The 14,562-nt window shown below is 42.0% G+C and carries 11 protein-coding genes; 4 read left to right on the forward strand and 7 right to left on the reverse strand.

Annotation, left to right across the window (positions count from 1 at the left end):
- Positions 1–38: 38 nt before the first annotated feature.
- Positions 39–1,094 carry a magnesium-protoporphyrin IX monomethyl ester (oxidative) cyclase gene (gene acsF / locus ACFG4S_RS31855; RefSeq protein ID WP_392532854.1) on the reverse strand — a complete coding sequence of 352 codons (1,056 nt, stop codon included), beginning with the start codon at positions 1,092–1,094 and terminating at the stop codon, positions 39–41.
- A gap of 244 nt (positions 1,095–1,338) precedes the next feature.
- Between acsF and hemF the strand changes: the two genes are divergently transcribed.
- From hemF to ACFG4S_RS31870, 3 genes are all read left to right on the forward strand, one after another.
- The gene (gene hemF, locus ACFG4S_RS31860; protein WP_392532855.1) at positions 1,339–2,403 is read left to right on the forward strand and encodes an oxygen-dependent coproporphyrinogen oxidase; all 1,065 of its coding nucleotides are present in this window, start codon (positions 1,339–1,341) and stop codon (positions 2,401–2,403) included.
- Between the two features lie 28 nt (positions 2,404–2,431).
- Positions 2,432–3,193 carry a heme oxygenase (biliverdin-producing) gene (locus ACFG4S_RS31865; protein WP_392532856.1) on the forward strand — a complete coding sequence of 254 codons (762 nt, stop codon included), beginning with the start codon at positions 2,432–2,434 and terminating at the stop codon, positions 3,191–3,193.
- A gap of 982 nt (positions 3,194–4,175) precedes the next feature.
- Entirely contained in the window at positions 4,176–4,541 is a 366-nt protein-coding gene (locus ACFG4S_RS31870; protein WP_392532857.1) for an ArsR/SmtB family transcription factor, read from the forward strand.
- A gap of 179 nt (positions 4,542–4,720) precedes the next feature.
- Here the strand turns inward: ACFG4S_RS31870 and dacB are convergent, their stop codons facing one another.
- The 4 genes from dacB to ACFG4S_RS31890 all read right to left on the reverse strand — a co-directional run bounded on the left by dacB (position 4,721) and on the right by ACFG4S_RS31890 (position 7,381).
- On the reverse strand, positions 4,721–6,184 hold the full coding sequence (gene dacB / locus ACFG4S_RS31875; RefSeq protein ID WP_392532858.1) for a D-alanyl-D-alanine carboxypeptidase/D-alanyl-D-alanine-endopeptidase: 1,464 nt from the start codon (positions 6,182–6,184) through the stop codon (positions 4,721–4,723).
- 81 nt (positions 6,185–6,265) lie between these two features.
- Positions 6,266–6,727 carry a tellurite resistance TerB family protein gene (locus ACFG4S_RS31880; protein WP_392532859.1) on the reverse strand — a complete coding sequence of 154 codons (462 nt, stop codon included), beginning with the start codon at positions 6,725–6,727 and terminating at the stop codon, positions 6,266–6,268.
- 267 nt (positions 6,728–6,994) lie between these two features.
- Positions 6,995–7,141 (reverse strand): hypothetical protein, encoded by a 147-nt coding sequence (locus ACFG4S_RS31885; RefSeq protein ID WP_392532860.1) that lies wholly within the window; start codon positions 7,139–7,141, stop codon positions 6,995–6,997.
- 57 nt (positions 7,142–7,198) lie between these two features.
- On the reverse strand, positions 7,199–7,381 hold the full coding sequence (locus ACFG4S_RS31890) for a type II toxin-antitoxin system RelE/ParE family toxin (RefSeq protein ID WP_392536129.1): 183 nt from the start codon (positions 7,379–7,381) through the stop codon (positions 7,199–7,201).
- A gap of 84 nt (positions 7,382–7,465) precedes the next feature.
- Here ACFG4S_RS31890 and ACFG4S_RS31895 point away from each other — a divergent pair, with 84 nt between their 5' ends.
- Complete coding sequence (locus ACFG4S_RS31895; RefSeq protein ID WP_392532861.1) at positions 7,466–7,861, forward strand: hypothetical protein; 396 nt, start codon at positions 7,466–7,468, stop codon at positions 7,859–7,861.
- Here the strand turns inward: ACFG4S_RS31895 and ACFG4S_RS31900 are convergent.
- Both ACFG4S_RS31900 and ilvB read right to left on the reverse strand, forming a co-directional pair.
- Entirely contained in the window at positions 7,848–12,041 is a 4,194-nt protein-coding gene (locus ACFG4S_RS31900; protein ID WP_392532862.1) for a CHAT domain-containing protein, read from the reverse strand. The two genes, ACFG4S_RS31895 and ACFG4S_RS31900, sit on opposite strands and share 14 nt — an antisense overlap.
- 546 nt (positions 12,042–12,587) lie before the next feature.
- Complete coding sequence (ilvB, locus tag ACFG4S_RS31905) at positions 12,588–14,501, reverse strand: biosynthetic-type acetolactate synthase large subunit (protein ID WP_392532863.1); 1,914 nt, start codon at positions 14,499–14,501, stop codon at positions 12,588–12,590.
- Between the last annotated feature and the right edge of the window lie 61 nt (positions 14,502–14,562).

The following is a 14,562-nucleotide window of genomic DNA, read 5'->3' on the forward strand; positions in this document are numbered from 1 at the left end:
TTTCGCTACGTAGAGTCTGTTGCTATCTTGGCTAATAGCTAACGAACCGTCCCCCGTAAAGCCTCAGTATTAATGGGTTTGATCAGGTAAATCAACAGCAGATTCCAAACAATTGCTGCAATTAAAGGTAGTTTGCGAATTAACTTCACAACTTTCGGCGCAGAACTGCTCTCAATCTCTGCAATTTTCAAGTTGTAACCTGCACAGCGTTGCAGCCGTGGGAAAAACTTGGGATGTTCGGTATTCAACATCACCGGAAAAGCCCGTCCCGCAGTCTCATTGGTGTTGCGGACAACTTGGAGATCGAATTCTGTGGCATCAAGTCCCAGTGATTTGTAGAACCCGGAACGTTCATGAACTGTCAGGGTGTGAGTAGCAAATACCGATAGCAAGAAAAAGCGACTCCACAGCCGAGATTTCCAGGTGTTCCATAGTTGCGGTTGAGAACGTAATAACGCCTTGAATATATCTCCGTGACGGTTTTCGTCCTGACACCAACTCTCAAAGTAGCGGAAGATGGGGTAAAATTCGTTTTCCGGGTGCTTTTCTAGATGTCTGAAAATAATAATGTAACGCCAGTAGCCGATTTTTTCTGACAGGTAAACGGTGTAAAGTACCCACTCAATGGGGAAAAACGTATAGGTGCGGGTTTTAGTAACAGTGGCTAAATCTAGGGAGACTTTAAAATCACCCATTGCTTTGTTGAGAAATCCGGCGTGGCGAGCTTCATCACGCGCCATCAGTTGAAATATTTCCGCTAGCACTGGACTGCGATTTTTGAGCTTGCGGGATAATTCCTTGAATAGCAAGAAGCCAGAAAACTCAGAAATGCAAGAGCGTTCCAAATATTCTATAAATGCCTGTCTTGCTTCACCGCTAACATGTTCCCAAGACTGCTCAAACGCTTCATCACGAACAAAATGGTGGCGGTTGTAGTCTGTCCGCATTTCTGCTAACATCGCCTGCAACTGAGTTTCCTGGGCAGACAAATCCAGGTTGGCTGCGGTTTCAAAATCTGTAGTGTAAAACCGAGGGGTGAGTACAGTTTCTTTGCTGGGGGTTTTAATTTCTGGCTTGGATAGGGTATTAACCATGAGTGATGCGGCAATTAAATGAATAGCTTTATAGTTATCAACTTATAATGAGGATGATGATTTGGCTAGACCTCTTTACAATCCTTTAGTAAAGTAGCAAAGCGAAAATATAAACGGAAAGCCTTTGAGGACTTGGGTTTAAATAATTTATTAAGTTTTGAAACCTCTTCACATTAAAACGACTATATAGCTATAAAGTTATTTAGTGTTAATTACCCTTACTCAAAGTTTCAGAGGTTTTAATATGGGTCGTCATTGGGAGAATTCTCTGCAAGAATCTAGAAATCACACAACATTGCTGGCATCACCTACTAACACGATACCCCAGGATTCACGTGAGCGATCGCAGCAATTCATGCAGAATTTACAGGATGAAATTTGCACAGCCTTAGAGCAACTTGATGGAAAAGCACGCTTTCAGCAAGACCACTGGGAACGAGCAGAAGGTGGAGAAGGACGTACTCGCGTGATTCGAGAAGGGCGGGTGTTTGAACAGGGTGGCGTGAACTTTTCAGCAGTTTGGGGAAATAGCCTACCTCCAGCAATTTTGGCTCAACGTCCAGAAGCCGCAGGACATGAGTTTTTTGCTACGGGAACCTCAATGGTGTTGCATCCCCGTAATCCTTATGTACCAACAGTACACCTTAACTACCGCTACTTTGAGGCAGGCCCGATTTGGTGGTTTGGTGGTGGGGCTGATTTAACACCATACTACCCCTTTGCCGAGGATGCAATTCACTTTCATCAGACTCTCAAAAATGCCTGTGATGTCCACCATGAACAGTATTATCCAGCCTTTAAACGGTGGTGTGATGAATACTTCTACTTGAAGCATCGCCAAGAACAACGAGGTATTGGTGGCATCTTCTTTGACTATCAGGATGCTAGTGGCAAGCTTTATGTTGGTTCTCAAACAGATAGTCCCGCAGCACTCTACAGTCAGCAAGTCGGAACGGTCTCTCGGAACTGGGAAGATATCTTTGCCTTTGTGCAGTCTTGCGGTCAAGCATTTATACCCGCCTATTTGCCCATTGTCGAACGGCGACAGGAAATAGAATATGGCGAGCGTCAACGTCAGTTCCAACTGTACCGTCGGGGTCGTTACGCAGAGTTTAATTTGGTCTACGACAGGGGAACTGTTTTTGGTCTGCAAACCAACGGTAGAACAGAATCTATCCTGATGTCTCTACCACCTCTAGCACGCTGGGAATATTGCTATGAACCAGAACCAGGCACACCCGAAGCACAACTTACCGAAATTTTTCTCCAGCCTCACGATTGGACTAATGTGACTTTTGCCCAAAAATAACAACATTTTTAGCAATAAGGGTTTCACCATGAGCAGCCATTTAGATGTTCGCTTGCGAGAAGGCACGAAACATTCTCATACAATGACGGAAAACACGGCGTTTATGAAATGCTTTCTCAAAGGTGTAGTAGAAAAGAGCTTTTTTCGGAAATTGTTGGCGGATCTCTATTTTGTCTACAGCGCTTTGGAAGAAGAACTACAGCGCTATCAGCATCATCCGATCGTTGGGATGATGTACTTTCCCGAACTGCATCGTCAGGCAAATTTGGAGAAAGATTTAGCCTTTTATTACGGTGAAAATTGGCGATCGCAGATTGTTCCCTCTCCAGCGGGTCAGGTATATGTTGATCGCATTCGTGAGGTTGCCAACACACAACCGGAGTTAGTGATTGCTCATGCCTATACTCGCTACATGGGAGATTTATCAGGCGGGCAAGCATTGAAAAATATTGCGCGATCGGCAATGGATTTACCAAGCGATCGCGGTACTGCAATGCATGAATTTGAACAGATTCCTACCCCGGAAGCTAGACGGGAATTTAAAGAGCAGTACCTTCAAGCATTGAATTTTCTAATTCTAAATGAAGCAATGATTCAGAAGATTGTAGACGAGGCAAACTATGCCTTTAGTCTGAATCGAGATGTTATTCATGAGTTGGAAGCAGATGTGAAGGCTGTGATTGGTGAGCATATCTTTGACTTGATTACTCGTCAAGAAAAGCTTGGTAGCACAGAGCGTACTTTTAAAAGTGCTGTGGTAGAAATGAAGGGACTGGATTACAACATTTAGCTCTGTAGATGCATAAGCTCTTGTGCTTTTAATTTGCACTTTGAGGCAGCAGAGGGGCAGAGGAGAGAGTTTGAAGGTTTTACCTAAAAGATGATGATGCAACTTGTAGGCGCGACAGCTTAGTAATATTTTCGACGTTGCAGAACAGTGGGATCAATTAGGGCAAGCAGGAGGAAAATTTTGGAAGTTGCTAAATCATCCTGCAACTATGCAACGCCATATTTTGATAGATTCTTCACCTCAGCGCTTGATGATATTTCTGCGTTTTTGTATCTTTTCCCAATCCCCAATCTGATTAAATTTGTGGTTGTTGAGGAAGTATTTCGTGAGATTTAATTCATTACAAACTTCGATATGACTTGGTGGGCAATTGGATTGTTGAAAACAGTCGGTTTGGCAAAAGATGTCAACCTGCCACCTGCTTAGGCTATAAAAGCTGGAGATTTGTAGATTTTGTGGGAACCTGTAGGTATAAGAGTGGAAGTTGTTTTGCCAGATTTAGCTTTTTCCTCAACCTCAAGCATTTATTTTTAATGACTATGCAAAGCTTCCAGTTGAAGCTGTAGCTCTAGCTACTCCTACTGTTGCTAGTAGTCTGCCAACCCAAAATTGCTAGATTTGGACTGGGAAAAGGGGACTGGGGTTTGGGGAAGGAATTAAAACCTTTTCCCTTTTCCCCTTACCCTTTACCCCGCCAAGTTTCCTTGGCGAACTACTAGCTAGTTGTTTATTTTTGTTCCTCAACTCCACAATATCAGCGCTCTCTGTCTAGAGAGCGCTTTTCTCTTTTACAAGTTAGGGACAAAGTATCATATAAAAATCCCCAAGTAGTTGTTGATGAGATGCCGGTACTGTACAGCCATTAATTGTTGTAACTCAGCGAGCTGCCCACGAAGCATCACCCCAGACATCAGAAACTGCAATAGATTTATACAAAATATAACTATATAGTAATATAAGATAGATAATAAATTGAATCTTTATGTCAAAGACCGTTTCTTCAAAAAATACTTCTGAAGTCCTTGCTCCCGTTGCTGAGTATTTCAAGGTACTCTCTGAAACCAGTCGCTTACAGATTTTGAGTTGTTTGAGAACCGGGCCGATGAACGTTACCGAAATGGGTGAAGCTACAGGTTTAGGACAAGCGAACCTCTCAAAACATTTAAAAATATTGACTCAAGCGGGCTTGGTGTCCCGTGAGCAGAAGGGAGTTAGCGTCTACTATGCGATCAGCGATCCTGTGATTTTTGAATTATGTGAATTAGTTTGCGATCGCATTGGCAATCAAATACAAAAACGCGCTAAAGAATTTGAACATATTAAAGCCTTTAGCACCCTCTCAAAATAACTATTTCTTTACTCAAACTAGGTATCCATCATAGAGCGATCGCCAAACTTTTCGGTCTACTGAATTTCTTGATAGTAGGACTGTTATGATATTCGATAAAAAATAGACTGCGATCGCTTTAGCAAATTATTAGACTAAGCAAATGTAAACATGGAAAATGGAAATTTTCTCAATATTTATTAACAATGTTGTAACTGTGTTAGCAAAACAACGATTTCATCAATTGCTTGGCGCATAACTGTTGCAGACTGTTCTGATTGATTGACAATAATACTAAAAACCAATGGCTGATATTTAGGTGGATTCACATATCCAGATAGGGAAACCACACCTGTTAAGGTACCTGTTTTAGCTTGCACAATGCCCTCAGCAGATGTACCTTGAAAACGGCCTTTTAGGGTTCCACTTTTTCCTGCTACAGGTAAAGATGCACGATATACAGATGCTGCTGGGGTTCTGGCAATTAAGCGCAAAGTTTGTACAAAAGCTTCTGGGGTTACTAAATCACGACGTGATAAACCTGAACCATCTACTAAAACATAATTTGCTGGATTAACTCCTAATTTAGTTAAACTCGCTTTGACAACTTCCAAGCCAACATCAGCACTAGTCTGATTTTTAACTCGGGGTTTTTCTACAGCTAATGCTCTTAATAGTGCCTCAGCATAAAGATTATTACTATTCTGAAGAGTTTCCATCAATAACTCAGATAAAGGTGGAGACTCCACAAATGCTATTTCCTGTTGATTAACACCGCCAGGTAGTACTAATGTTTTTCCTATGGTAATTTTTTCTGTTGCCAAAGCAGTACGAAAACGCCGTAAAAAGTAATAACTAGGATCGACTACAGGCAAATCTACTAAATACGGTTCGGAATTCGCTGTTAGTTGTCCTTGAATTCGCAATGTGGTTCCTGATAATTCCCGGGTTACATTGATATAAGTTGGTTGATTTTGTGCAATAGTTACTGACTGATTAATTATCTGCCACTGTCTGGACTCATTGGCATCAGTCCATACCACTTGTAAGGGTTTCCCTACAGCTTGCGGTACAAGTTTTAAGCTAAAAATATTTTGATTGAGAATAAAGCTGCCACCTGGTGCGCCATAGTCTGATTCTATATCTTCCCATTGCCAGGTGGGGTTAACAATATCGCCTTGAATATAACTATCATCGGCAATTAATTGCTGAATTTGAGTAATACCTTTCTGTTTCAACTGTTTTGCTAATGCTTGCAGTTGAGTATCACTTAAACTGGGATCTCCCCTACCGACAATACGTAAAATACCATTACCATTCTGATAAATTGAGGTGCGAATACGAAAATTAGCACCCAACTGTTGCAATGCAGCTGCTGTTGTCAGCAATTTCAGGTTAGAGGCGGGAGTAAAGTATTTCTCAGCATCTCGATTGTAAAGAGTTAATCCGACTGACAGGGGTTGCACTAAAATTCCCCAGCGCACCCGACTAAATAGGGGACGATTGATTACAGCATCTATAGCTGTTCCCAATTTGGTAGAGCAAATTGATTTTGTGGAAGTTGTCGGTGCAACTGGGGTTTGTGCTTTAGCTGCTGGCTGGCTAACACCAATTTGAGTACCCAGAAACAGCAGCATTAAGCTAAGAGAAATTTTTCTGCTCATCACATAGTTATCAAAACTACTTGATGATAATAACTTAGTGTGGCATTTTTTCAACGCCTGTTCTACGGGAATAAATTAATACTATTCTTCTTCTTCTTCTTCTTCTTCCCCGAACACTCCGTCTATCAATTCTTGCGCTCGGTCGTCTGAAATTCTTAAGGCTTCTTGAAGTTCAGAGATGTAATCTTGTTCAATTTCGGGTACTTCTTCGTCAATCCCTACTACTAAAATAGCTGTGATGTATGCAGCTTCTCGATAAGCTTTATTTGGTAAGGATTCAATAGATTGGGCAATTAAATCTTCTGGTTCTTCTTCTTCAATCAAGCTGACGACTTTCTCGGTTAATTCTTCAAAGTCGTCATCGGAGTAATCTTCAAATAAGCCAACCCGACCGAGAAATTCACTCAAAGCATATTCTTCCGTGGAAGAAATACCTTCACCATCAGCAGCAGCGGAAAATAGTCCAATAATTGCGATCGCTACTTCTGGTTCTAAAGCAACTGAACTGATGCTACGGCCTTTAGGCAACCTACGTTGAGACATAATTATCCTCTAAAAGTTACGTGATATTTCAGGAAGTCATACCTGGCGGGTTATAACTCTTCCTCGATTTATGATTCCCAAAAGAATGTGGAAATATACATTGGGATAAATCTTTTTTCTATAAAAAATACGCAGAGGATATATTTATCTGCGTATAAAAAAGTTAGTTCCCTTAAGCGATCGAGGTCTTTAGTATTTGTGTACGCTACTTAGTCTAAAAGGGAAGGGGTTGGGTGTTAGGTCTGTATTGGACTCAACTACAAACTGCTATAATCTCATGTTTATGTGTTGGACGATTACGCTGGAGATAATCGTACCATCCCCAAAACCTATGCCTAGTATTTGTATTGTATGTTCTAGGGAGCGATGTCTACGACGGGCTATTCGGCGTCGCGATCGATCGGCTTCTTCCATTTCGACTATGCCGCTAATTAACTCTACCAGGCATCCAAATAATTATGCTCATCCACCCTAATAAATTTCACTCCGATGACAAACTTTAGTAATGATGATTAACTGACTATCTATATCAAATTCATAGATGACTCGATAATCTCCTACTCTTAACTTATAAAACCCCGACCATTCTCCCGTCAGAGGGAGAGGAGCGATCTGTTCAAAATTGATACTTATTAGAGGATGTTTGATAGTCAGTCAATCTAATAGGTAGATTGCTAAGGTTGCACTCATACCTACATTATGCTAGTTTTGGAAAAACGTGAGTATGATTGAAAAAACATGACTAATAACTCTATTATCCTTACTTCAGAAGAAATCGCCGAATATCGTGATAAATTTGCAGGGTTAGATGACGCTCTCTATGCAATTAAAATCATAGAAGCATCTCGTGGAGATTTAACTAAAGCTGTAAATTTACTTGCTCCTAAATATAATGTTGCTATTACTAAATCACACCCGATTTTAGATGAGTTAGCGCAAAAGTTTAGTCATATTATTTGTGATGAAACATTTATTGATGAGTTAATGACTGGACTATTAACTGTTGCTGTTGGTAGTTTAACGGCTACAGGTCAAATTCCCCAGGCTATTGCTACACCTGTTGTTATTTATTTAACTAAAAAAGGTGTCAAAACATGGTGTAATTCCAATTCATCTAATTCTAATAACCAATAGCTGTAAAAGCTGACCAATAAAAAGGATTAGCGAAGGGTTGTGCATTAGATTTAAGTTTAGTTTTTGCCCCATCAATAAATAACTCTTTAAGAATGTCATCTTGTCCTTCAAACATAACATCAATATAGGGCTGAATTTGCTGTAAAAGCTGTTCTCCTTCTTTACTGGTCAGTTTTCTTAACCAAGTCAGAGCTTTATTTAAAGCAACTGCTATATCTCCCTGTTTTAATTCTGGATAGTTTTGTAAGTTTTGATAGAATTTAATGAATAAAAATGCTGTGGAAACATCATCAACTGTCCAAAGACTACTGACTACACTTGAGCTTCCTGCATAAAGAAATCCACTAGGTAAGCCAATATATTCATCGCTGGTATTTTGGAAATCAACTATACCAGTTTCACAGGCAGAAAGAACAACAAGACGGCATTGGTTGAGATTAAAATCTTTATTGAATAAATCACCCAAAGTTAAGCATTTATTGAGGTCAAGTTTTTCATTAACAATTGCACCATTTAAAAGTAGACAAGAATTAGCAGGGGTATTCAGGTTAAAAGAACCATGACATGAGAAGTGAAGACAATTTACTTCTGCTAGATTTGCTATTTTTGTATCTAAAGCGTTTCGATTAGCATCTTTCCCACGCAATATTGTTGTTTCTTCAATCGGAAAATAATGCTGAATACTTTCTATTTCTACGTCTGCATAAAAAAGGTCTTCTGTAGGGTTTTGAATAGCAAAGAAAGATTGAAAGTCAGGACGTTGACGCAGTTCCACTTGTTGCAGGAGTTGACAACTGGGTGCATAGCCTACGCCGTTGGGGAATAAGTCAAGTAAGTATGATTCCTTGACAGGTAAAGCATGGAGAGGAAACAGGTGCAAAAAGCGATGGGGAATTAGGATTAATCTGTCGCATTCTTGGGATAATGGGGCTAATATTTCCTCAAGATGCAGAATTTCTGCTAATTGTTTCAGCCGTTCTTCTAGCTGATTCTGCCATTGAATTTTATATTGGTCTTGCTGGTTGTAGTAGTCAACCAGATATTTATTTCTCCAATCAATTAAGGCATTCAAGTCTTCTGGTTGTGATTGCCAAAATGTTAATTCTTGCCTGTTAGGTTTGATAACAAAAGTGAGAATTCTATCTGTAGTGATGTACCATTCTATAATCGCAGTGCCTTTGTCTAAAGTTTTTTGGAACTGGTCAAATCTAAAGCCAGAACCAACAGGTAGATAGCTGTCTTGTAATACTTGGCGTTGCTGTCGCAATTGCTGGAGATGTTGGGCTAAGTCTGTGGGATTTTCGGCTTTGCCATTTTGGAGTTGATACTGACCACTGGCTATTTCGTCTCGAAGTTGTTCTAGTTGAGTGACAACTTCTGGAGGGAAAATAGTTTTGAGGTCGCGGTTGAGGATAAGTTCTACTAAATTGCGAGTTTTGCTGCGTTCGATATATTCTATTGCCTTGGTGTCCCTTCTCAAGGCTAGACAAACTTCCACCATACTTGCAAAAAGTTTGTTCCATTCTTCTGCTTGCTTACGCTTGGCTTCTTCGCCAGAAATAATTGTATCTCGCAAAGCTTCTGCTGTTTCTATCGCCGCCACAAAGTCACCGTAAGCTAAGTTAAACTGGTGTTCGTATTGGTATAATTTGCCACGATTGAATAAAGTTTCTACATGATTTTGAGGAAAGGCGCTGCGGGTATATACTTCCAGTGCAGCAGAATAAGCAGCGATCGCACTTTCAATATTCTCGGCTCGTTCTCCTAATATTCTGTCACCGTAAGCAATCCCCAGATTATTTTGCGTGGTTGCCCATTGTTCAGGAAAAGCGTTGCGGGTTCTGACTTCCAGTGCAGCAGAATAAGCAGCGATTGCCATTTCCAGATTCTCGGCGCGTTCTCCAAATATTCTTTCAGAGTAAGCAATCCCCAGATTATTTTGCGTCATTGCCCAATCATTAGGAAAGGCGTTACGGGTTCTGACTTCCAGTGCAGCAGAATAAGCAGCGATCGCCATTTCCAGATTCTCGGCGCGTTCTCCAAATATTCTGTATAAGTAAGCAGCCCCCAGATTATTCTGCGTGGTTGCCCATTGTTCAGGAAAGGCGTTGCGGGTGTAAACTTCTAGTGCAGTAGTATAGGCAAAAATCGCCATTTCCAGATTCTCAGCGCGTTCTCCAAATATTCTGTATGAGTAAGCAGCCCCCAGATTATTTTGTGTCATTGCCCAATCTTCAGGAAAAGCGTTGCGGGTTCTTACTTCTAGTGCAGCAAAACAAGCAGCGATTGACATTTCCAGATTCTCGGCGCGTTCTCCAAATATTCTGTTACGGTAAACCTCTCCCAGATTATTTTGCATACCTGCCCATTTTTCCGGAAAGGCGCTGCGGGTTCTAACTTCCAGTGCAGCTCTATAAGCAGCGATCGCAAATTCAATATTCTCGGCTCGTTCTCCGAATATTCTGTCACCGTAAGCAATCCCCAGATTATTTTGCGTGCTTGCCCATTTTTCAGGAAAGGTGCTGTGGCTATATACTTCTTTAAGTGCAGCAGAATAAGCAGCGATCGCTAATTCAATATTCTCGGCTCGTTCTCCGAATATTCTGTTACGGTAAGCAATCCCCAGATTATATTGCGTCATTGCCCAATCAATAGGAAAGGCGTTGCGGGTTCTGACTTCCAGTGCAGCAGAATAAGCAGCGATCGCAAATTCAATATTCTCGGCTCGTTCTCCGAATATTCTGTCACTGTAAGCAATCCCCAGATTATATTGCGTCATTGCCCAATCAATAGGAAAGGCATTGCGGGTTCTGACTTCCAGTGCAGCAGAATAAGCAGCGATCGCAAATTCAATATTCTCGGCTTGTTCTCCGAATATTCTGTCACCGTAAGCAACCCCCAAATTATTTTGCGTGCTTGCCCAATTTTGGGGAAAGGTGCTGCGGGTATATACTTCAAGTGCAGCAGAATAAGCAGCGATCGCTAATTCAATATTCTCAGATCGTTCTCCGAATATTCTGTTACGGTAAGCATTCCCCAGATTATATTGCATCATTGCCCAATCAACAGGAAAGGCGCTGTGGGTATATACTTCCAATGCAGCAGAATAAGCAGCGATCGCTAATTCAATATTCTCGGCTCGTTCTCCTAATATTCTGTCACTGTAAGCATTCCCCAAATTATTTTGCGTGCTTGCCCAATCAATAGGAAAGGCGCTACGGGTATATATAGAGAGTCCAGAAGAATAAGCAGCGATCTCAAATTCAATATTCTCAGCTCGTTCTCCGAATATTCTGTTACGGTAAGCATTCCCCAGATTATTTTGCGTGCTTGCCCATTTTTCCGGAAAGGCGCTGCGGGTTCTAACTTCCAGAGCAGCTCTATAAGCAGCGATCGCAAATTCAATATTCTCGGCTCGTTCTCCGAATATTCTGTCACTGTAAGCATTCCCCAGATTATTTTGCGTGCTTGCCCATTTTTCCGGAAAGGCGCTGCGGGTTCTAACTTCCAGAGCAGCTCTATAAGCAGCGATCGCAAATTCAATATTCTCGGCTCGTTCTCCGAATATTCTCTCACTGTAAGCAATCCCCAGATTATTTTGCGTCATTGCCCAATCTTGGGGAAAGGCGCTGCGGGTGTAAACAGTGAGGGCAATTATTTCGTAGCCAGCGATCGCAATTTCCATGTTGTTGGCTTTGCTACCCAAAGGAAAATCGCTAATCAGATTACTCAATTCAAGCATTACGTAGGCGATGTATTCTGCTCTATCTGGTTCCGCTTCTGCTAGGGTATTTGTTGCCCAATCGCGCAATAAGTCAGCAAAAATATGATTGAGTTTATCGGTATTTGCTGCCAGCAATGGGTAAATTACTTGAGCATCGCCGTTGCTGTCTGCTGTTGCTTGCAGTATTTCTATTAAAAATTGATCGTAAGTGTCTATATCGTCTGGGGCGATGGGGGTAGTTTTCGGGGTGAGTTGTGTTGCTAGGTTTCTCAACCAGTTTGCAATATTTTCATCACCCTGCTGTGCAAAATGATCTGCTACTGCTGCCAACGCCTGCAAAAAGCCAGCATCAAGCAATTCTGTATTAGCTGCTAAAATCTCTGCTTCTTCCCCATTAGGGCAATTTAGCAAGCTTTCGATGAACTGGTAATAAGCTTGTAGGCGCTGTTCGTTCATAGTCATCTGCAAGTATTATGTAACACCTTTTATCTTATGAAATATCAGTAATTCACGCAATATTTCTCCTTAATGTTGTAATGTTGATGACCAACGTTGTAATGTTTCTCCTTAACGTTGTAACGTTGATGACCAACGTTGTAATGTTTCTTCTTAATGTTGTAACGTTGATGACCAACGTTGTAATGTTTCTTCTTAATGTTGTAATGTTAATGACTAACGTTGTAATGTTAGCTATGCATACCGTCTTATAAAAAAGCGTTCACCTTTTTAGCGCAACCCAACAAACCCAAGGCCCAGTAATTTTTAACAATTTTCTCCTTTAACGGAAAACTATAGCCTCTCCAACACCCCCCTAACAATGCAATTTAGAGCAGGGTGATTTGTCGTAAACATTTTTTGCATTAGTAATTAACACGTATAAAATTATACATTAACATTAAAGCATGAGAAAGGCGATCGCCCTCTGGGAAGAGTCCGCGATCGCCTTGCTTTAACCCCTACTCTAGGAGTCAAGTATCATCAGGTCAGAATTATCAAAAAGCGTTACAACTTTGTTCCACACTCAGCACAGAAGTTATGGTTGGGAGCATTTTTGGCATTGCAGTTGCTACAATAAACTGGCTCTGCTGCCGCTTTAGGTGTTTTTTTGGGTAAACCCACCATTTGAGCGTTGCTTTTGCCAGGGGCTACCATTGGATAGCAGTTTTCGTCTCTGGTGACGTGGGCATTTACGATGACTGGGCCTTTGTGTGCCAGCATTTCGGCGATCGCATCTTTTAATTCACTGCGATCGCTAATTACCATCCCTTTAATGCCATAAGCTTTTGCCAATAACTCAATGTCTGGCATCCCTACTTCCATATTCGAGCATGAGTAACGTTCGCCATAGAAGGCTTGCTGCCACTGACGTACCATTCCCTGCCAGCCATTGTTAATAATTATCGTCTTGACATTAATGCCATATTGTGCTAGTGTCCCCAGTTCCTGTAAGCACATCTGGAAACTAGCATCACCGCTAATACAGATGACTTCTTCATCGGGAAATGCGACTTTAGCACCCATAGCCGCAGGTAAGCCAAAACCCATCGTTCCTAAACCAGCGCTAGAAATCCAGCGTCTTGGGCCGTTCTTCAAAAATTGGGCTGCCCACATTTGATGTTGTCCGACATCTGTGGTGTAGAAAGCGTGGGGTGCTTGGCGACTGACTTCGACAATTACTTCTTGGGGTGAAATGCTGTCGGCATGGTGCGGTATTACTAGAGGGTACTCTTCCCGCCAACGATTAACTAGATTCAGCCACTCTTGGTTTTGATTTGGTGTGGCCTTGACACCTGTTTCTTTGCAGCGACGCAATAAGTCAATTAACACGTTTCGCACATCGCCGACGATGGGTACTTCGGGAACGCGGTTTTTGCCGACTTCTGCCGGATCGATGTCGATGTGAATTACTTTGGCGCGGGAGGCGAATTCGTCTAATTTGCCTGTAACGCGATCGTCAAATCTGGCGCCAACGCAAATCAGTAAATCACAATCACTCACGGCAAAATTAGCGTAAGCGGTGCCGTGCATTCCCAACATTCCCAAAGCTAAGGGATGATGTTCGTCAAAAGCACCGATCCCCATTAAGGTTGTTGTGACAGGGATGTTGAATAATTCAGCGAGTTGTTTGATTTCTTCATGGGCACTAGAGGCGATCGCACCACCACCTACATACAATAGGGGACGGCGACTTTCAGTAATCAACTGAATTGCTGCCTGAATTTGTCGAGGATTTCCCTTCACAGTGGGACGATAACCCGGTAACTTGACTGAACCTGGTTTTACAGGCACATAGTCAAATTCTTCTAAAGCTACATCCTTGGGAACATCAATCAAAACTGGTCCGGGACGCCCAGTGCTAGCGATGTGAAAAGCTTCAGCGACAATTTGCGCCATATCTTTGGGATCGCGCACTACATAAGAGTGCTTCACAATTGGTATCGTAATCCCGTAAATATCAGTTTCCTGAAACGCATCTGTACCAATTGACGCACGCGCTACCTGTCCCGTGACTACAATCATCGGGATCGAATCCATGTAGGCTGTAGCGATGCCTGTCACCAAGTTAGTTGCTCCTGGTCCAGAAGTGCCAAAGCATACTCCTACCTTCCCTGTGGCACGAGCATAACCGTCAGCGGCATGGGCTGCGCCTTGTTCGTGTCTCACAAGAATGTGCTTAATCGCACCAGTTGCTTCCACCTTGTACAGGTCATCATAAATTGGCAGAATCGCTCCGCCAGGATAACCAAAGATATACTCAACACCGTGGCGACGAAGGCTGTCAAGCAGAGCAAAACCGCCAGATTCACGTTTGGGGGCGACTGGCGGGTTAGAATTACGGGACTGTTTGTGATTCTCAGTTTGTGGGATACTAATTTGGGAAGGTGATTCTCCCACGGAGACACTTTGTAAAGGCACGATCAAACCTCAGACTATAGCTAAAGTTAATGCTGATTTCTGTAGTTAAGATTTCATTTTA

Source organism: Nostoc sp. C117, from assembly GCF_043099735.1.
GTDB lineage: Bacteria > Cyanobacteriota > Cyanobacteriia > Cyanobacteriales > Nostocaceae > Nostoc.